15 protein-coding genes are annotated in these 19,701 nt (G+C 69.4%); 7 read left to right on the forward strand and 8 right to left on the reverse strand.

All coding sequences use genetic code 11. The features are described from left to right. The first annotated feature begins 7 nt into the window (after positions 1–7). Both FKR81_RS29775 and FKR81_RS29780 read left to right on the forward strand, forming a co-directional pair. The gene (locus tag FKR81_RS29775; protein ID WP_146356839.1) at positions 8–1,315 is read left to right on the forward strand and encodes an MFS transporter; all 1,308 of its coding nucleotides are present in this window, start codon (positions 8–10) and stop codon (positions 1,313–1,315) included. Next, the gene (locus tag FKR81_RS29780) at positions 1,312–2,913 is read left to right on the forward strand and encodes a helix-turn-helix domain-containing protein (RefSeq protein WP_146356841.1); all 1,602 of its coding nucleotides are present in this window, start codon (positions 1,312–1,314) and stop codon (positions 2,911–2,913) included. The genes FKR81_RS29775 and FKR81_RS29780 overlap by 4 nt, the downstream gene beginning before the upstream one ends. 16 nt (positions 2,914–2,929) lie before the next feature. Here the strand turns inward: FKR81_RS29780 and eccB are convergent, their stop codons facing one another. The 6 genes from eccB to FKR81_RS29810 all read right to left on the reverse strand — a co-directional run bounded on the left by eccB (position 2,930) and on the right by FKR81_RS29810 (position 10,347). Then, positions 2,930–4,420, reverse strand: a complete 1,491-nt coding sequence (gene eccB / locus FKR81_RS29785) for a type VII secretion protein EccB (protein WP_146356843.1) — start codon at positions 4,418–4,420, stop codon at positions 2,930–2,932. A gap of 66 nt (positions 4,421–4,486) precedes the next feature. Beyond that, complete coding sequence (locus FKR81_RS29790; protein WP_146356845.1) at positions 4,487–5,959, reverse strand: APC family permease; 1,473 nt, start codon at positions 5,957–5,959, stop codon at positions 4,487–4,489. Position 5,960: 1 nt separating this feature from the next. Further along, positions 5,961–7,439 carry a GMC family oxidoreductase gene (locus FKR81_RS29795; protein ID WP_186763241.1) on the reverse strand — a complete coding sequence of 493 codons (1,479 nt, stop codon included), beginning with the start codon at positions 7,437–7,439 and terminating at the stop codon, positions 5,961–5,963. After that, positions 7,439–8,866, reverse strand: coding sequence for an aldehyde dehydrogenase family protein (locus tag FKR81_RS29800; protein WP_146356849.1), 1,428 nt, complete (start codon positions 8,864–8,866; stop codon positions 7,439–7,441). The genes FKR81_RS29795 and FKR81_RS29800 overlap by 1 nt, the downstream gene beginning before the upstream one ends. A gap of 81 nt (positions 8,867–8,947) precedes the next feature. After that, positions 8,948–10,033, reverse strand: coding sequence for an NAD(P)/FAD-dependent oxidoreductase (locus FKR81_RS29805; RefSeq protein ID WP_146356851.1), 1,086 nt, complete (start codon positions 10,031–10,033; stop codon positions 8,948–8,950). Next, entirely contained in the window at positions 10,030–10,347 is a 318-nt protein-coding gene (locus FKR81_RS29810) for a bifunctional 3-phenylpropionate/cinnamic acid dioxygenase ferredoxin subunit (protein WP_146356853.1), read from the reverse strand. The genes FKR81_RS29805 and FKR81_RS29810 overlap by 4 nt, the downstream gene beginning before the upstream one ends. A 111-nt stretch (positions 10,348–10,458) precedes the next feature. On the opposite strand from FKR81_RS29810, the gene FKR81_RS29815 reads away from it, so the two are divergent. From FKR81_RS29815 to FKR81_RS29835, 5 genes are all read left to right on the forward strand, one after another. After that, positions 10,459–11,229: an IclR family transcriptional regulator gene (locus tag FKR81_RS29815; protein WP_146356854.1), complete on the forward strand. Its 771-nt coding sequence runs from the start codon at positions 10,459–10,461 to the stop codon at positions 11,227–11,229. 106 nt (positions 11,230–11,335) lie between these two features. Beyond that, positions 11,336–13,678 carry a GcvT family protein gene (locus FKR81_RS29820; RefSeq protein WP_146356856.1) on the forward strand — a complete coding sequence of 781 codons (2,343 nt, stop codon included), beginning with the start codon at positions 11,336–11,338 and terminating at the stop codon, positions 13,676–13,678. Position 13,679: 1 nt separating this feature from the next. Further along, positions 13,680–14,777 carry an N-methyl-L-tryptophan oxidase gene (gene solA, locus FKR81_RS29825; protein WP_146356858.1) on the forward strand — a complete coding sequence of 366 codons (1,098 nt, stop codon included), beginning with the start codon at positions 13,680–13,682 and terminating at the stop codon, positions 14,775–14,777. Positions 14,778–14,783: 6 nt separating this feature from the next. Then, positions 14,784–15,896, forward strand: a complete 1,113-nt coding sequence (locus tag FKR81_RS29830) for an aromatic ring-hydroxylating oxygenase subunit alpha (protein ID WP_146356860.1) — start codon at positions 14,784–14,786, stop codon at positions 15,894–15,896. Positions 15,897–15,937: 41 nt separating this feature from the next. Then, the gene (locus FKR81_RS29835) at positions 15,938–16,210 is read left to right on the forward strand and encodes a hypothetical protein (protein ID WP_146356862.1); all 273 of its coding nucleotides are present in this window, start codon (positions 15,938–15,940) and stop codon (positions 16,208–16,210) included. On the opposite strand, the gene secA2 is transcribed toward FKR81_RS29835, so the two are convergent. Both secA2 and FKR81_RS29845 read right to left on the reverse strand, forming a co-directional pair. After that, positions 16,185–18,443 (reverse strand): accessory Sec system translocase SecA2, encoded by a 2,259-nt coding sequence (secA2, locus tag FKR81_RS29840; RefSeq protein ID WP_222598447.1) that lies wholly within the window; start codon positions 18,441–18,443, stop codon positions 16,185–16,187. The two genes, FKR81_RS29835 and secA2, sit on opposite strands and share 26 nt — an antisense overlap. A gap of 75 nt (positions 18,444–18,518) precedes the next feature. Next, positions 18,519–19,700 (reverse strand): MFS transporter, encoded by a 1,182-nt coding sequence (locus FKR81_RS29845; RefSeq protein WP_146356866.1) that lies wholly within the window; start codon positions 19,698–19,700, stop codon positions 18,519–18,521. Position 19,701: the final 1 nt, after the last annotated feature.

The raw sequence follows: 19,701 nt of genomic DNA on the forward strand, positions 1-19,701 counted from the left end.
GGAGTCGATGGCATCGATCAAGAAGATCGTCGGCGCATCAATGATTGGCACGACCGTCGAGTGGTACGACTTCTTCCTCTACGGCTCGGCCGCCGCACTGGTGTTCAACAAGCTGTTCTTCCCCACCGCGGACCCCTTGAACGGCACGCTGCTCGCGTTCACGACGTACGCGATCGGCTTCCTCGCCCGCCCGCTCGGCGGACTGGTGTTCGGGCACTTCGGCGACCGGCTCGGCCGCAAGAAGCTGCTCGTGCTGAGCCTGCTGCTCATGGGTGTCGCGACGTTCGCGATGGGCCTGCTGCCGACGTACGCGACGATCGGCGTCGGCGCACCGCTGCTGCTGACGTTCCTGCGTCTCGTGCAGGGTTTCGCGCTCGGCGGCGAGTGGGGCGGCGCGGTGCTCATCGTGTCCGAGCACGGTGACGCGAGCAGGCGCGGGTTCTGGGCGTCGTGGCCGCAGGCCGGTGTGCCCATGGGGAACCTGCTGGCCACCGCGGTGCTCGCGATCCTCGCCGCGGTGCAGACCGACGAGGCGTTCCTGTCCTGGGGCTGGCGCATCCCGTTCCTGCTGTCCGGCGTGCTCGTCGGCATCGGGCTGTGGATCAGGCTGTCCATCGCCGAGTCGCCGATCTTCCTGGCCGCGCAGGAGAAGGCGCTCGCGGAGAAGCGCGGCACCGAGAAGGCGCCGATCATCGACGTCCTGCGCCACCACCGGCGTGAGCTGTTGATCGCGATGGGCGCTCGGCTGGCGGAGAACGTCACCTACTACGTGATCACCGCGTTCATCCTGGTGTACATCACGACCACGCTGGGGCTCTCGCGTTCGGTCGGGCTCAACGCCGTGCTGATCGCCTCCGCCGTGCACCTGGTGGCGATCCCCAGCTGGGGCGCGCTGTCCGACCGGCTCGGCCGCCGCACGGTCTACCTGTTCGGCGCGGTCGGCACCGGACTCTGGACGTTCGTGTTCTTCATCCTGCTGGACACCAAGAACTTCGCGCTCATCACGCTCGCGGCCACGGTCGGGCTCGTGCTGCACGGCGCGATGTACGGGCCGCAGGCCGCGTTCTTCTCCGAGCTGTTCGGGACGAGGGTCCGGTACTCGGGCGCGTCCGTCGGCTACCAGCTCGCGTCGATCGTGGCGGGTGCGCTGGCGCCGTTGATCGCGACCTGGTTGCTGAAGGAGTACGGCAGCACGACACCGGTGTCGCTGTACGTCGCGGGCATGTCGGTGCTGACGACGATCGCCGTGCTGGCCTCCCGGGAGACCCGCGGGACTGACCTCGAACGAGAGGAACGTGTCAGCATGTCGGGATGACGCGGCGACGTGAGGCCGAGTTGGCGGCGCTGTTCGAGACCGCATCCGAGCTGGCCGGGATGCGGGACCCGGAGGCGGTGCTGCACTCGATCGTGCGCCGGGCCCGTTCGCTGCTGAACGCGGACGTCGCGTACCTGACGATGAACGACCCCGACGGCACCTACATGCGGATGACGGACGGGTCGATCTCCTCGCTGTTCCAACGGGTCCGGCTCGGGCTGGGGGAGGGGCTGGGTGGTCTGGTTGCGCAGACCGCCCAGCCCTACGCCACGTCCGACTACTTCGCCGACGCGCGGTTCAAGCACACCAACCCCATCGACTCGTCGGTGCGCGAGGAGGGGCTGGTCGCGATCCTCGGCGTGCCGCTGAAGCTGGGCGAGCGGGTCATCGGCGTGCTGTACGCGGCGGACCGGACGACCCGCGAGTTCCCGCCCGAGGAAGTCGCGCTGCTGTCATCGCTCGCCGACCACGCCGCCATCGCGATCGACACCGCGTCGCTGTTCGAGACGATCCGCTCGCACAACCTGGCCATGCGCCGGGCCGAGGAGGCGCACGACCGGCTCACCGACCTGGTGCTGCGCGGCGGCGACGCGTCGTCCGTCGCGGCGGCGGCGGCCGAGCTGCTCGGCGGCGGGATCGCCGTGCACGACGAGGAAGGCGTCGAGCTCGCGCGCGTCGGCATGCCGGAGGGCGCGCCGCCCAACGCGGCCGTGCTGAGGTCGCGCACGACCGGGCGCGCGGTGCCGTACGACGGCTCGTGGGTGTGCGCGGTGCTCGCCGGGCGCGAGCTGCTGGGCACGCTGACCCTCGCGCGGCCGGACCTCGACGACGCCGACCGGAGGCTGTTCGAACGGGCGAGCGTCGTGACCGCACTGCTGTTGTTGTTGCGCCGCACCGTCGCCGAGGCCGAGAACAAGGTGCGCGGCGAGCTGATCACCGACATCCTGCACGCGCGCGACCCGCTCGGTCTGATCGCCCGCGCCCGCCGCATCGGGGTCGAGCTGACCGACGAGCACGTCGTCCTGGTGACCGACGGATCACTCGCCGCCGCAACGCACTTCGCGTCCGCGCACCGCGGGCTGGCCGGCGTGTGGGGGACCGATGTGGTGCTGGTCGTGCCGGGCACCTCGGCGACCGCCGTCGTGGACACGGCCGCCGCGGCGCTCGGCGCGACCGTCGGCGGAGCTGGCCCGGTGCTCGGGCCGGGCGCGGTGGCGACGGCGTTCGACGAGGCCCGGCGCTGCCTGCGCGCGTTGCTGGTGCTGGGCAGGGAGAAGAGCGGCGCGGTGATGACCGACCTCGGCTTCGTCGGCGTGCTGCTCGGCGACCGGGCCGACGTGACCGGGTACGTGCGGTCGGTGCTGGGGCCGCTGCTCGACTACGACGTGCGGCGCGGGACGGAGCTCGTGCACACGCTGCAGGTGTACTTCGCCAGCGGTACGAACCTCACGCGTGCCAAGGACTCGCTGCACGTGCACGTCAACACCGTGGTGCAGCGACTCGACCGGGTCGCGTCGTTGCTCGGGGAGGACTGGCAGTCTCCTGAGCGGCTGCTGGAGGTGCAGCTCGCCTTGCGGTTGTTGAGGGTCCTGGGTTGAGACCGCTGGCCGCCGGTCAGCATCGTGGTGCGGCGGCTCGTCCGCGTCGCGTCGTTGCTCGGGGAGGGCTGGCCGTTCCGCGAGCGCCCACGGGCAGAGCGACCGGCGCCGCGTCCGCTGGAGGTTCGGGGCTGATGTTGTCGTAGGTGCAGACGGCTTTGCTGATGTCGAGCTGCGGCCCGCTCGGCAGCAGCCGGACGAGCGCTTCGGGGGCCTCGGGGATCCGGTTCGGCTTCAGCCGGTCGTCGGGCTCAGCGATGCCGAGCACCTGGGCCGTCGGCACGTTCGGGATGCCGTAGGTGATGCCGTGGTCGGTGACGAGCACGATCGGGCCGACCCGCCCGCTGCGCACGACCGCCGCGCGGCCGGCCGGCATGACGAAGTCGTCGACCTTCTCGCCGGTGGGGCCGGTGGCGTTGATCGTGATGCCCAGCGCGGGTGCGGTGCCGGTGAACAGGTTCGTGCCGGTCTTCGTCCACTCGACGCAGACCTTGTCCTCGTCGGCGACCGGGCGCGGTGGCATGTCCGGGTAGTGCGTCGTCTGCCGCCAGACGCCCAGTGAGTCCGTGGTCGTGCCCGGTGACTTCGGCGGCAGCGTGTCCGCGTTGCGCTGCCAGATCAGCGTCGCCACGGCCTCGGTGACCCGGTGCGTGGCGCCCTCCGCGACGACCCAGTAGCGCTTGCGGCCGTTGATCTCCTCGGTGCGGAACACCTCGCTCGCCTGCGGCACGGCCAGCTCGGGCACCTCGGGCAGCATGTTCAGCAGCGCGCTGCCGACCCGCTTCGGCTTGACGCCGTTGAGGTTCCACGCGGTGCGCAGCATCCGGCCGCCCTTGCCGATGCGCGCCCGCACGACCTTGCCGTCCTGCCGGTAGATCAGCTGGTCCAGCTCGTCCGGCCCGCGCACGAGCAGCACCTCGTCGTCCCCGAGCGGGATGCCCAGCTCCGGCCTGCGCACGTCGAGTCCGGCGAGGACGGTCGTGCGGCCCTCCGCCTCGCACACGCCCCAGGCGCCGTCCGCCGCGTCGAGCCGCTGCTCCTCGGTGGGCAGCAGCTCCGGGGCGTCCGGAATCCCCGTGCGGCGCCCCGTCTTCAGGCTCGTCTTGCGGAACGCCGACTCGTCCACGACCGTCGGCTGTGCCGCCTGCTGGGTCCGCGGCCGCGGGTGCGCGCCCTCCAACTCCTTGCGCGCCAGCAGAAGCCGCGCCGACGCCAGGTTGAACGTCGGTGTCAGCTCGCCGTCCGCGACCAGGTACACCGCGCCCGTCTGCTTGCTGATCACGATGCCCACGCCCGGCAACGACGCCGCCGGGCGGGCCAGGCCGATGACCAGGCCCGCCGTCAGGCCGACGATCGCGACCAGCAGACCGGCGAACGTCGCGCGGCGGTGCCTGGCCAGCACCTCTGTTCGCACCAGCGGATCGCGCTGGATCAGTGCGCTCTCGATCCGCTCGACCATGAAGCGGTAGCCCTGCACTTGGGTGTCCGAAGTGGACGTGACGCGCATGGCGCAGACGCTAGTGGATGATCTTGAAACTACGTCTTTTTGATCACTCCATCGTGTGGAACCGTCTCACTTGGTGATCTCACTTGGTTGCGGCACAGCGTCTCCCGCGGCGGCGTCGCTGTTCCCGAAGGGGCGAGCGATCGCCATGTAGACACCGCCGACGACCACCACGAGCGCGCCGGAGAGCAGCACGACGTAGTTGTCGTACCAGGCCGCGTCCGGAGTGCGCGGCCAGCACATGTTGACCATCGCGGCCACGCCGTAGGCGAACGCGAGCACGTTGACCAGCAGGCCCCAGCGGCCCAGCGTGAACTCGCCCGACGGCACCCAGCCCTTCAGCCGGGCCCGCAGCGCCGCGAACACGACCATCTGGAACCCGAGGTAGATGCCGAGCGTCGCGAACGACACGATCTTGTTCAGCGCGTCGGTCGACAGCTTGGACGCGAACACGATCAGCACCGGCACCACGCCCGCCAGCAGCAGCGAGTACGGCGGGATGTGCCGCTTCGGCGAGAAGCGGGACAACGCCTTGTGCCCGAACAGCATCTTGTCGCGCGCGTACGAGTAGGTCAGGCGCGACGCGGCGGCCTGGAGCGACATCGTGCAGGACAGGAACGAGATCAGCACGACGCCGATCACGACCTTGTAGCCGACCGTGCCGAACGCGTTGGTCAGCACACCGGTCACCGGGTCGGTGTCCTCGCCGGAGATGACGCGGCCGAAGTCGGGCACCGCCAGCAGCAGCGAGAGGCAGGCGAACGTGGCCGCCGCGCCGCCGATGTAGATGGTGCGGCGCATGGCCTTCGGGATGACGCGGCCGGGGTCCTCGACCTCCTCGGCCGTGTCACCGCACGCCTCGAAGCCGTAGTACTGGTAGAGGCCGATGATGCCCGCCGCGAAGAACGCCGGCAGGTACGAACCGCTGCCCGCGGCGCCGAAGCTGTCGAAGATGACGCCGATGTTGTGCACGCGGTTGTCGACCAGCAGCCAGATGCCGACGGCCAGCGCGCCGATGATCTCGGCGGCGAAGCCGAAGATCGCGGCCCACGACAGCACGCGCGTGCCCAAGTAGTTGATCAGGGTCGACACGACGACGACCGCGATCGCGCACAGCACCGTGTTGTTCACCGTCGCGGTGTAGCCCAGCAAGGTCGCCAGATAGGGCCCGGCGCCGTAGCTGACCGACGCGATCGTCACCAGCAGCGCCATCAGGTAGACCCAGCCGGTCATCCACGCCCAGCGCTTGCCCCACAGGCGGCGCGCCCACGGGTAGACGCCGCCCGCCACCGGGTACTGCGCGACGAGTTCGCCGAACACCAGCGCGACCAGGAACTGGCCGACGCCCGCGACGACGAAGCTCCAGATCATCGGCGGGCCGCCGAGCGCGAGCGCCGTGCCGAACAGGGTGTACGTGCTGACGACGGGCGACAGGTAGGTGAAGCCGAGCGAGAAGTTGGCCCAGGGACTCATGTCCCGCTTGAACTCGGACGTGTAGCCGAGATCGGCGAGGCGGTCCTCCGCGGACGCGGTGGCGGTCATGTCAGACCACCCCCTTGATCAGATCCGCGGCTCGTTCTCCGATCATGAGGACGGTGACCATCGGGTTCACCGTGGGCATGGTCGGGAACACGGACGCGTCGGCGACGCGAAGCCCTTCGACGCCGATGACCTTCAGGTCGCTGTCGACGACCGAGCCGATCGCGCACGTGCCCGCCGGGTGGTAGACGGTGTGCGCGGCGCGGCGGCCGTACTCGGACAGGTCCTCGTCGGTCGTCACGGCCGGGCCGGGTGCGATCTCGCGCTTCAGCCACGACCGCAGCGGCTCCTGCTCGGCGACCTGCCGCGCGATGCGGAAACCGTCGACCAGGGTCTGCTCGTCGTAGCCGTCCGGGTTGGTGAAGTAGCCGAAGTCCAGCGCGGGCTTCTCGGCGGGATCCGAGCTGCGCAGCCACATCCGGCCCTTGCTGTGCGGGCGCGGGATGTTCGGCGTCATGCAGACACCGTGCTCGACTGTCGGGTAGCCGAGGCGTTCGGTGTTGGTGGTGAACGGGATCTGGTAGAAGTGGAACATCAGGTCCGGCCGCGGGTCGCTCTCGTCGCGGCGGATGAACAGGCCGGCGTCGGAGTCCATCACCGAGTTCGGCGGCAATGGACCGTTGGTCTCCCACACGATCACCGACTCCGGGTGGTCGAGCAGGTTCTCACCCACGCCCGGCAGGTCGTGCACCGGCGCGATGCCCAGCGCGGAGAGTTCGGACGCGTTGCCGATGCCGGACAGCATCATCAACCGGGGCGTGTCGATCGCGCCCGCGCAGAGCAGGACCTCCTTGCGAGCCGAGACCACACCCTTGTCGGTCACCACACCCGTCGCGCGGCCGTTGGAGACCACGATGCGCGACACCCACGTCTCCAGCAGCAGCGTGAGGTTCGGGCGGTCCAGGTTCGGGTGGATGTACGCCGTCGACGCGGACGAACGGCGGTTGTCGTTCTCCGGGTGGTAGGCGATGGAGAAGAACCCGACGCCGTCTTCGAACGGCTTCGCGTTGAAATCGTCCACTTCGGACACGTCCAGCGCCTGCTTCGCCGACGTCACGAAGTCCAGCGCGATCGGGTTCCTGTCCTTCTCGGCCACCGGGATGATGTTCAGCTGCACCCGGTCGTAGTACGGGCCGATGGTGTCCCAGTCCCAACCCGCGCCCCACTCGTCGAAGTCCTGCGGGAACGGGACGAAGCTGATCAGCGTGTTGTGCGACGAGCAACCGCCGAGCACGCGAGCGCGGGAGTGGCGGATGTGCGAGTTGCCGCGCGGCTGCTCCACCGTCGGGTAGTCGTAGTCCAGCTCGCTGCCCAGCAGGTTGATCCAGTTGCGCAGGTCGAGCACCCGCTCGTCACCGAGGTCGGACGGGCCGCCCTCGATCACCGCGACCGAGACGTCCGGGTCCTCGGACAGTCTCGCCGCGAGCACAGAACCGGCCGTGCCGCCTCCCACGATGACGTAGTCGTACACGGCTTCACTCATCACGTGTCCCTTCGTGCGAACCAGTTCTGCGCGCTCGGCTTCAAGTTCTGGTAGACGTGCTTGGGCTCGCAGTACTCGTGCAGACCGGACGTGCCCAGCTCGCGGCCGATGCCGGAGCGCTTGAACCCGCCCCACTCGGCCTGCGGCAGGTACGGACCGAAGTCGTTGACCCACACCGTCCCGTGCCGCAAGCGCTTGGCGACGCGCTGCGCCTTGTCCAGGTCCTGGCTCCACACGCCACCGGCGAGGCCGTAGTCGGTGTCGTTGCCCAGGAACACGGCCTCGTCCTCGGTGGCGAACTTCTCCACCGTGATGATCGGGCCGAACGTCTCGTCCTGCACCAGCTTCATGTCCCGCGTGCAGTCCGCGAACACCGTGGGGCGGAAGAAGAAACCGTTCGCGAGCTCCGGCTCGTCGGGACGCTTGCCGCCCGCGACCAGTCGCGCGCCCTCGCGCAGGCCGATCTCGACGTAGCCCTCGACTTTCGCCAGGTGCTCGGCGGACACCAGCGGGCCGCTCTCGGTGTCGTCGTCGAAGCCGTTGCCCAGCTTCACCAGATCCGTGCGGCGGGCGACCTCGGCGACGAAAGCGTCGTGGATGTCCTCGTGCACGATGAGCCGCGTGCCCGCGGAGCACACCTGTCCCGCGTGGAAGAACGCCGCGGTGAGCGCGTAGTCGACGGCGGTTTCGACGTCCGCGTCGGCGAACACGATGTTCGGGTTCTTGCCGCCCAGCTCCAGCGCGACCTTCTTCACCGTCGTCGCGGCCGACACCATGATCCGCTGGCCGGTGGCGAGGCTGCCGGTGAACGACACCAGGTCGACGTCGCGGTGCTCGGACAGCGGCGCGCCCACCTCGGGGCCGGTGCCCAGCACGAGGTTCGCGACCCCGTCGGGCACGCCCGCCTCGGTCAGCAGCTCGAACAGCTTGATGGTGGTGAGCGGCGTGATCTCGCTCGGCTTCGCGACGATCGTGTTGCCCGCCAGCAGCGCGGGCGCGACCTTCCACGACATCTGCAGCAGCGGGTAGTTCCACGGCGCGATCAGCCCGCACACGCCGACCGGTTCGTAGTCGACGCGGCTGAGCACGTCCGGGCCCGCGCCCGGCACGATCTTCGGGTGCAGCAACGCGGCGAGCCCGCCGTAGTAGCGGAACACCGCGACCACGTCGTCGACGTCGATCCGGCTCTCGACGATCGTCTTGCCGGTGTCGAGCGTCTCCGTGCGCGCGATGTCCTCCTTGTCGCGCTCCAGGAGGTCCGCGACGCGGTTCAGGATCGCGGCTCGGTGCTCGGGGCTCGTGGACGTCCACGAGCCGTCGTCGAACGCGCGCCGCGCCGCCGCGATGGCAGCCAGCGCGTCAGCCGTCGTCCCCTCCTCCACCTCGGCGATCACGCTCTGGTCGAAGGGGTTGATGATCCGCCGCACGGACGTCCTCCCTCAGGTGTGTCCACGTGGGACAATCGGGTATAGCCGGTCGTGCGGTACGTTAAACCGTGAGCGGCGTCTCTACAGGTTCCTGCGGAACCGGGTGAAGAGGCGAGCATTGCTCATAGCCAGTACGCCAACGAGCTGTTCACCCTCGTAGTAAGCAGTCACGAACTTGCGGTCCTCAATGGACCCGTCCTCGAGCCGCGCGTCCGCGCTGGCCCGCCCGGCGAACTGGATCCGCACGCCGTACTGGTCGGACCACACGTACCCGGTCGCCTTGTGCGTGCGCACCGTGCTGCCCGCCAGCAGGTTCGCGACGGCCACCTGCGCCTGCTCGGTCGCGCTGGTCCAGTGCTCCGCGCGGTGGCCCGCGTAGTTCGCGACGTCGCCGACGGCGACCACCTGCGGGACGTTCGTGACACCGCCCGCGTCGCACAGCACGCCGTTGCCTGTCTCAATTGGAGAGTCGGCCAGCCAGTCGATCGCCGGCCGGGTGCCGACGCCGGCGATCACGACGTCCGCGTCGAGCACGCGGCCGTCGGCCAGCTCGACGCCGCTGTTGACAGTCGACACTCCCGCGCCGCAGATCAACCGGGTGCCGTGGTCGGCGTGCAGGCCGCCGCACGCGGTGCCCATCTCGGCGCCGAGCACGCGGGTCAGCGGTGCGTCGAGGGCTTCGACGACGGTGACGTCCTTGCCGAGCTGCCGGCAGCTGGACGCGACCTCCGCGCCGATGAACCCGGCACCGATGACGACGACCTTGTCGGCGCCCGCGACCTTGTCGCGGAGTACGACGGCGTCGTCGAGGGTGCGCAGGACGTGCGCGCCGGGGATCGTGCGGGGGACCGCGCCGGTGGCGAGCACGACACCGTCGACTGTCAACAGTTGGCCGTCGCTGAGCTCGATGCTGCCCACTGTCGACAGTGTGCTGGCGCGGACGCCGAGCACCCACTCCGCGTCGAGCTTGCCGAGGTCCTCCGCGTCCGCGAGCGGCGTGTTCTCGATCTTGCCGAGCAGGAAGTCCTTGGAGAGCGGTGGCCGGTCGTACGGCTGGTGGACCTCATCTCCGATGATGACCAGCCGTCCGTCGTAACCCTGCGCCCGCAACGCCTGCGCGGACCTGAGCCCGGCCAGCGAAGCCCCCACCACTGCAATAGTCCTCACGCCACATCCCTGTTCGCCTCGGTGTCGACGTACACCACCCCATCCTGCACAAGAACGGGGTAGGTCCTCACCGATCTTTTGGCGGGCAGACACGTGGGCGCACCCGTGCGAAGGTCGAACGAGGACGCGTGCAACGGGCATTCCACGAAACAGCCCTCCAGCCAGCCGTCGGCCAGGGAGGCGTCCTGGTGGGTGCAGGTGTCGTCGATGGCGTAGAGGACGCCGTCGGCGTTGAACACCGCGACGGGCGGTGTTCCGTCGATCCGGATGGCCTCACCTGGGGGGAGGTCGGTCAGGGCGCAGGCGCGGATCATCGCGAGCCTCCGGTGCGTGATGCGGGACGCGTTCCGAATGACGCAACACAATGTGCGGCTCGTGGCGCGTTGCGTCAATAGGCTGTTTTGGTTAGCGGTTACCGTTGCGTCATGAGCAACTCCGACTCGGCAGCTCAAGTGCAGTCCGTGGACCGGGCCATCAGCGTGCTCGAACTCCTCGCGCAAGGCGAGGCGGGGATCACCGAAATCGCTGGTGAGCTGGGTGTGCACAAGTCCACGGTGTCCAGACTCGTGTCCGTGCTCGAGGCGCGGGGGCTGGTGGAGCAGCTGGGAGAGAGAGGCAAGTACGCGATCGGGTTCGGCGTCGTCCGGCTTGCCGGTGCCGCCACCGGGCGGATGGACCTCACCAAGCTGGGGCAGCCCGTCTGCCAGGCGCTCGCCGACGAGTTCGGCGAGACCGTGAACATCGCCGTCCACGACGCCGGCGTCGCCATCAACATCACGCAGGCGCGCGGGTCCGCGGCCGTGTCCGCGGTGAACTGGATCGGGCAGCGGACGCCTTTGCACGCCACTTCGTCGGGCAAGGTGCTGCTCGCGTTCCTGCCCGTCGAGGAGCGCAAACGGTTGGTGTCGATGCCGCTCGACTCCTACACCGCGCACACCCGCGTGGACGCGGACGCGCTGCTCATGGAACTGGAACAGGTCGAGGTCGACGGCTACGCGGCGTGCTACGAGGAGCTGGAACTGGGCCTGCACGCCATCGCCGTGCCGATCCGCGGGCATCGCGGTGAGGTCGTCGCGGCGATGAGCGCTTCGGGGCCCTCGTACCGGTTGTCGGTCGAGCGCGTCGGACAGATCGTGCCGTCGATGGTGGCGGCCGCGGGGGACCTGTCCGCGCAGCTGGGGTACTTCGCGGGCTGACCTCTGCGCCGTTTGGAGGTCTTGACACGGAGGTGCGCTGGGCGCAACTTGTTGCAGATAGCGGAACGGGGTCCGTTCTGCGCAACTGCGGCGAAGGGGTGTCCAGATGCCTCGAGTGGTGGTCGTCGGAGCGGGGATCGTCGGCTGCGCGCTGGCCGACGAGCTCACTGAACGCGGCTGGACCGACGTCACCGTGCTGGACCAGGCCGACTTGTTCGCCAAGGGAGGGTCCAGTTCGCATGCCCCAGGACTGGTCTTCCAGACGAACGCGTGCCGCAGCATGACCTCGTTCGCGCAGTACACCGTCGAGAAGTACACCGAGCTGGGGTGCTTCGAGTCGGTGGGTGGCATCGAGATCGCTACCAGCGAGGCACGCCTCCGAGACCTCAGCCGGCGCCACGGCTGGGCCACCTCGTGGGGCGTGCCGAGCCGCCTGATCGACCCCGACGAGGTCGTCGGGCTGTACCCGTTGCTGGACGAGAAGAAGATCCTCGGCGGGTTCCTGATCCCCAGCGACGGGCTCGCCAAGCCCGTGCTCGCCGCCGAGACCCAGGCGCGGCGCGCGATCGAGCGCGGGGCGCGGTTCCTCGGCAACCAGAAGGTCGTCGGCGTGGAGACGCAGGGCGATCGCGTCACCGGCGTGCGCACCGAGACCGACACCTTCGAGGCGGACGTCGTCGTCTCGTGCGCCGGGATGTGGGGGCCGGTGCTCGGCGAGATGGTCGGGCTCACCGTGCCGCTCGTGCCGATGGCGCACCAGTACGCGTTCAGCGGGACCGTCGGCGAGACGCCGAAACCCATTCTGCGGCACCAGGAAGCGGACCTGTACTTCCGCGCGCACGGAGACCAGCTCGGCATCGGTGCGTACGGGCACCGGCCGATGCCGATCAACGCGCACGACATCACCGGGTCCGAGCTGCCGTTCACCAAGGAGGACTTCGAGGAGTCCTGGACGCAGGCGATCGACGTGATCCCGTCGCTCGGCGAGGCGGGCATCGACCACGGGTTCAACGGGCTTTTCTCGTTCACCAGCGACGGGATGCCGTTGCTGGGTGAACATCCGTCGCTGCAAGGCTTCTGGGTGGCCGAGGCCGTGTGGATCACGCACTCCGCCGGTGTCGCCAAGGCGATGGCCGAGTGGATGATCGACGGGCAGCCGGAGCTGGACGTGCACTCGTCGGACCTCAACCGGTTCGAACGCCACCAGCTCGCGCCGGACTACGTGCTGGAGCGCAGCTGCCAGAACTTCGTCGAGGTGTACGACGTGCTGCACCCGTTGCAGTCCATGGACAGTCCGCGCCCGCTGCGGACCAGCCCGTTCTACCGGCGGCAGCAGGAGCTGGGCGCGTTGTTCCTCGAGGCGAGCGGCTGGGAGCGGCCGCACTGGTTCGAGGCCAACGCGGACCTGCCCGAGGTGGCGGAGGTGCCGGACCGCAACGACTGGGCCGCGCGCTTCTGGTCACCGATCTGCGGCGCCGAGGCGCTGGTGACGCGCAAGCGCGTGGCGATGTACGACATGACGGCGTTGAAGCGGCTGGAGGTCACCGGGCCGAACGCTTTGCGGTTCCTGGACGAGCTCACCACCAACAACCTGCGGCGCAAGCCGGGCGCCGTGGTGTACACGCTGCTGCTCGGCGAGGACGGCGGGGTGCGCAGCGACCTCACCGTCGCGCGGCTCGGGCCGGACCGGTTCCAGGTCGGCGCCAACGGCAACCTCGATCTCGACTGGTTCACCCGGCACCAGGAAGACGGCGTGTACATCAGGGACATCACGCCGGGCACGTGCTGCATCGGTCTGTGGGGCCCGAAAGCGCGCGACCTGATCGAGCCGATATCCACAGTGGACACCCGCAGGGGTTACTTCACCGCACAGGAAGCCTTCGTGGGCAACGTGCCGGTGACGGCGCTGCGCCTGTCCTACGTCGGCGAGCTGGGCTGGGAGCTCTACACGACGTCCGACATGGGCGAGAAGCTGTGGGACACGCTGTGGGAGGCCGGGCAGCAGCACGGCGTCATCGCGGCCGGACGCGGGGCGTTCAACAGCCTGCGGCTGGAGAAGGGCTACCGGTCGTGGGGCGTGGACATGACGACCGAGCACACGCCGTACCAGGCGGGGCTCGGGTTCGCGGTCAAGATCGACCCCGCGCGCGACTTCGTCGGCAGGAACGGGTTGGAGGAGCGGGAAGCCTCGCACAAGCTGACCTGTCTCGTGATCGACGACCCGTACCAGGTCGTACTGGGCAGTGAGCCCGTGTTCGTCGACGGGTACGCGGCCGGGTACGTCACCAGTGCCGCGTACGGCTACACGACGGGCCTCAACATCGCCTACGCCTGGCTGCCCTACGGCACCGAGGGCGAGGTGGAGATCGAGTACTTCGGTTCGCGAGTGGCGGCGCGCGTGGCCGGGGAACCCTTGTTCGACCCGCAGATGACCCGCCTCAGGAGCTGAGATGTACGACGTCATCGTCATCGGACTCGGCGGCATGGGCAGTGCCGCCGCCTACCGGCTGGCCCAGCGCGGGAAGAAGGTGCTGGGGCTGGAGAAGTTCACCCCGGTGCACGTCCAGGGTTCCAGCCACGGCGGGTCGCGCGTCACGCGCCAGGCCTACTTCGAGGACCCCGCGTACGTGCCGCTCCTGTTGCGCGCACACGAGATGTGGGACCAGATCGAGCAGGACTCCGGTGAGAAGATCTTCCACCGGGTCGGCGGCATCATGGTCGGCACGCCCGAGTCGCGCACGGTCGCGGGCAGCCTGCGCAGCGCGCAGGAGTGGGGCCTGCCGCACGAGATGCTTGATGCGCAAGGGATTCGTGCCCGGTTCCCGACGATGGACCCCAAGCCGCACGAGATCGCGCTGTACGAGTCGGGCGCCGGGTTCGTGGTGCCGGAGTCCTCGGTGGGTGCGCACCTCAAGCTCGCCGAGAAGGCCGGCGCGGAGCTGCGGTTCGAAGAGCCCGTTACCCACTGGGAAGAGGGCAAGGTCGTCACGGCGCAGGGGACCTACCACGCCGACCAGATCGTCGTGTGCCCAGGCGCGTGGGCGCCGCGGCTGCTCGCGGACCTGGGCGTGCCGTTCGAGATCGAGCGGCAGGTGCAGTACTTCTTCAAGCCCAACGGCAACTTCGTCGACCACCCCGTCTACATCTGGGAGTTGGAGGAAGCCCGGCAGTTCTACGGCTTCCCCGCGGTCGACGGCGAGGTGAAGGTCGCGTTCTTCCGCGGCGGCGACCTCTGCACGCCCGAGACCATCGACCGCACCGTGCACGGCCACGAGATCCAGGCGATGACGGACTTCGTGCGGCAGCGGATGCCGTTGCTGCCCGGCACCTTCCGGCGCGCGGCGACGTGCATGTACACCAACACGGCCGATGAGCACTTCGTGATCGCGCGGCACCCGGCGCACCCGTCGGTCGTCGTCGCGTGCGGCTTCTCCGGACACGGCTTCAAGTTCGTGCCGGTCGTCGGCGAGGTCCTCGCCGACCTCGTCGTGGACGGCGCCACGCGCCACCCGATCGCCCTGTTCGACCCCGCCCGCCTGAGAGGCTGAACGACCATGACCGGGAGTCTCATCTCCACGTTGCCCGGCCGCTACTACACCGATCCCGCCATCTTCGCCGCCGAGCAGGAGCGGATCTTCGAGGAGATGTGGTTCTGCGCCGTTCGCGGCGCGGACCTCCCGAACCCCGGTGACTTCCGCACCGTGCAGGTCGGCCGCGAGAGCGTGCTGGTCGCCCGGTCGCGAGACGGGTCGCTGAACGCCTTCCTGAACGTCTGCAGGCACCGCGGCGCGCGGCTGTGCGTCGAGGAGGCGGGGACGGTCAAGCGGGCCTTCCAGTGCCCGTACCACGCGTGGACGTACGCGCTGGACGGCAAGCTCATCGCCGCGCCGAACCTGACGTCGATGCCGGACGTCGACCGCGTCGAGTACGGGCTGAGCCGCGTTCATCTGCGCGAGTGGCTCGGGTACGCGTGGGTGTGCCTCGCCGACACACCACCTTCATTCGAGACCGATGTGTTCGGCGCCGTCGTGGAACGGCTCGGGTCGCTCGACGCGCTCGACGGGTACGACGTGGGGGAGCTGACCGTCGGCAGGCGGATCGCCTACGACGTGAAGGCGAACTGGAAGCTGATCGTCGAGAACTTCATGGAGTGCTACCACTGCGCGACGATCCACCCCGAGCTGACCGAGGTGCTGCCCGAGTTCGCCGACGGCTACGCGGCCCAGTACTACGTCGGCCACGGCGCGGAGTTCGGGTCCGGCATCAAGGGCTTCACCGTCGACGGCGGCGAGGGCTTCGAAAAGCTTGCGGCGCTGGAGGACGAACGCGACCGGAAGTACTACGCCATCACCGTCCGGCCGCAGGTCTTCGTGAACCTCGTGCCCGACCACGTGATCTTCCACCGGATGTTCCCGCTGGCGCCCGACCGCACTCTCGTGGAATGTGACTGGCTGTACGCGAAGGACGTGGTGGCGTCGGGGCGCGACGTGTCGCGCTCGGTGGAGCTGTTCCACCGGGTGAACGAGCAGGACTTCGACGCGTGCGAACGGTGCCAGCCCGCGATGGCCTCGCGCGCATACGCGCGGGGCGGCGTTCTCGTGCCGTCGGAACACCACATCGGCGGGTTCCACAGCTGGGTCGTCGACCGACTGGGATCAGCCGACTAGGGGATCGACTGAACAACACCAAGAGGGGAACTCTGTCGTCCGTGACGGAGCAGACAGACTTGTCGCTCCCTGACGGGGAGCTGGACTTCCTCCGCCGGCTGGAGCACCTCGCTCAGCGGGCGGAGCGGACGGCGCACAACAGGTCCAACATCGTCGGACCGCCGCCGTCGCAGGAGCACCTCGACATCCTCGCGGAGATCCGAGCGCTCACCGAATCGCACGTCGCGTACCTGCAGCGGTACCGGCGGGCTGAGATCCCTCAGCCCGCCAGACCCGTCGACGACAGACTCAGCGTCGTCCCCGAACCATCTTGACCAGGCCCTTCATCGTCTCTTCCAGGCCGGAACCGAACGGGTTGTCGTGGACCAGGTACGTCCAGGTCGACGACGGCCGCTTCACACCCGAGTCAGCCAGGTTGTAGCCGTCCGCGGTGATCGGGGCGGACGCGTAGGTGTCGGAAGCCAGCTCCCACGACTCCGGCACGATCTTGTTGAACGCCGGGATGGCCTCGCGGTGGAACTCGTCGAGCGGGTTCTGCCGCGCCAGCGCGCGCAGGTGGATGCCCTCGCGCAGGTCGGACAGGTACGTGAGGTGGTGCGTCCACAGGTCGTCGAGGTGGAACAGCGTGATCACGCGGCACGCGTGGATCAGCACCTCGTCGGACACGCCCTCGTGCTCGCCCTTGCCCAGCTTCTCGAACGCGACGTCCGTGCGCAGCACCTTGTCCCGGTGCTGGAGGATCAGGTCCCGCTGGTGCTCGATGAGCTTGTTGTAGCGCCAGGTGTTGCGGTGGATCTCCAGGTTCACGCCCTCGGCGACGCGCTGGGCGTGCTCGAACGTGTGCAGCGTGCCCTTGTCGGCCACCAGGCCGTCATCGTCCACAGCGGACGGTTCGTCGGCGTCCGGCGCGTACTGGGAGATCAGGTCGTCCTGCAACGACGCGAAGAACACCGAGCCACCGGGGTCGCCCTGACGGCCCGCGCGGCCGCGCAGCTGGTCGTCGAGGCGCGACGACGAGTGGCGGCCGGTGCCGACGACGTAGAGGCCGCCGAGCTCGGAGATGCGCTCGTGGTCGGCGGCGTCGTGGCCGCCGAGGCGGATGTCCGTGCCGCGACCGGCCATCTGGGTCGAGACGGTGATCCGCTCGAACGAGCCCGCGTCCGCGATGATCGCGGCTTCCTCGGCGTCGTTCTTGGCGTTGAGCACGACGCACTCGAGGCCCGCCTTGCGCAGCTTCGTGGCGATGCGCTCGGACTCGGCGACGTCCAGCGTGCCGACGAGGATCGGGCGGCCCTTCTCGTGGACCTCCTTGATCTCCGCGACGATCGCCGCTTCCTTCTGCTCCAGCGTCGTGTAGAGGCGGGAGTGCTCGTCGTCGCGGATGCACTCCTTGTTCGGCGGGATCACGAGCACCTCGAGCTCGTAGAACTCCCGCAGCGTCTCCGCGACCGCGACCGCGGTGCCGGTCATGCCGCAGCGCGTCGGGTAGCGCGACAGCAGCGCCTGCACGGTCATCGAGTCGAGGATCTCGCCGCTCTCGGTGGTCTGCACCGACTCCTTCGCCTCGACGGCGGCCTGGAGGCCGTCCGGCCAGCGCTGGAGCTTCGCGATGCGGCCGCGTGAGTCGTTGATCAGGTGGACCTTGCCGTCGCGCACGATGTAGTCGACGTCGCGGTGCAGCAGCACCTGGGCGTGCAGCGCCACGTTGACCTTCGACAGCGTGGACGCCACGTGCTCGGCCGAGTACAGGTCGATGTCGCCGAGCGCGCGCTCGACGGCCTCGCTGCCCGCACCGGTCAGGTAGACGTTGCGCTCCTCGTCGTCGACCTCGTAGTGCAGGTCGTGGCGCAAGCGCTTCACCAGGTCGGCGATCACCGGGTCGGCGTGGTCGCTGGTGGTGGAACCGGCCAGCACGAGCGGCACGCGGGCCTCGTCGACGAGCACGGAGTCCGCCTCGTCGATCAGGGCGACCTCGGGTGCGGGCACGATCAGGTCGGCCGGGTCGGTGGCGATCCGGTCGCGCAGGATGTCGAAGCCGATCTCGCTGACCGGCGCGTACATGACCTCGCACGAGTACGCCTCGCGGCGCTCCTCGGGCTTCGAGCTCTGGTTGATCCAGCCGACCCGCACGCCGAGCAGCCGGTACAGCGGGCCCATCCACTCCGCGTCGCGCTGGGCCAGGAAGTCGTTCACCGTGACCACGTGCACGCGCTTGCCGTGCAGCGCGTACCCGGCGGCGGCCACCGCACCGGCGAGCGTCTTGCCCTCACCGGTGGCCATCTCGACGACGATCCCGTCCAGCAGGCCGAGCGCGCCGAGCACCTGCACGTCGAACGGGCGCTGCCCGATCGCGCGCTCAGCGGCCTCGCGCGCCAGTGCGCACAGCTCGGCGTCGTCGAACTCCCGGTCGCGCAGCTCGCCGGCCTTGGCCGTCAGCTCGTCGTCGCTCAGCTCGCTCAAACCGGTGGAGTACTCCTCCACCTTGTCGAGTTGTGCGCGGTACGGGGCCAGGTCGATCGACGCCGGTTTCTGCGCGAACCGGCGCATCCGCTGCTTGAAGCGCGCCAAGAGAGTGGTCACGAGGCAGGAACGTACGGCATGCGCGGAGGGTTCCGCTCGGGTTCACGGGGCCTTCACAGTGAACACACGCTCGGCGGTTGCTTTTTGTCCGGTTTGAGCGGCCAGCGCGCCCGCTACCAGCGCCACAGCGGCCAGCACGAGGAACACGGGCGGATATCCGCCTATGGGTGCGACGAGCCATGCGGCGACCCACGGCGACACCGCGGCGGACACCGTCAGCGGTGCCGTCATCAGGCCGTTGAGCTGCCCGTATCCGGCCGGGCCCCAGCGGTCCGAGATCGCGGTCGCGTGCAGCAGCGTGAACACCCCGCGCACCGCGCCCGCGAGGATCGACGCCGCGACCAGAGCGAGCGCCGGGCCGGGCACGAGCCCGAGCACGACGATCGTCACCGCCGCCGCGAGCATCACGCCGACCGTCCGCCCGCGCACCCCGGTCCGCGCGGACAGCCAGCCGTACCCGAGCCGCCCGAACACCTGTCCCACGCCACCGAGCCCGAGCGCCCACGCCGCGGTCGTCGTCGAGAGGCCGCGTTCGGACAGCAGCGGCACCAGTGCGATCACCACGGCGTAGATCGCGAACCCGGCCATGCTGACCGACACCACCAGCAGCACGAACGGGCGGCTGCGCGCGATCGTCCTGGGCGCGTGCTCGTGGCTGTGCTCCTGCGGCGTCCACGGCCGCCGCAGCCCGAAGAAGTGGGCGGGCACGGTGACGACGGCGAGCACCACGGCCAGCACCAGGTAGGTCTGCCGCCAGCCCAGGTCCTCGACGAGCCAGGCGGTCAGCGGCGCGAACACCGTGCTCGCCAGGCCGCCGACCAGCGTCAACGTGGTCAGCGCCGTGATGCGGTTCTCCCCCGACCAGTGCGTCAGGGCCGCGAACGCCGGTTGGTACAGCACGCCCGCCATCGAGACGCCGATCAACGTCCACGCGGCGAAGTACCAGGTGAGGTCGTGCGCCGTCGTCAGCAGCACGATCGACACCGATGCCAGCACCGACCCGGCGGTCATCACGACGCGCGGCCCGTAGCGGTCGAGCACGCGCCCGACCGGGATGCCCACGGCCGCGGACACGATCTGCGCCAGCGAGAACCCGGCGACCACCCAGGTGCTCGACCAGCCCGTGTCGGCGCTGATGTCCTTGGACAGGAGCGCGAACGCGAAGAAAACGATCCCCCAGCCGGTGACCTGCGTCAGGCAGAGCACCGATAAAACGCTTCGCATA

This window comes from Lentzea tibetensis (assembly GCF_007845675.1).
Taxonomy (GTDB): domain Bacteria; phylum Actinomycetota; class Actinomycetes; order Mycobacteriales; family Pseudonocardiaceae; genus Lentzea; species Lentzea tibetensis.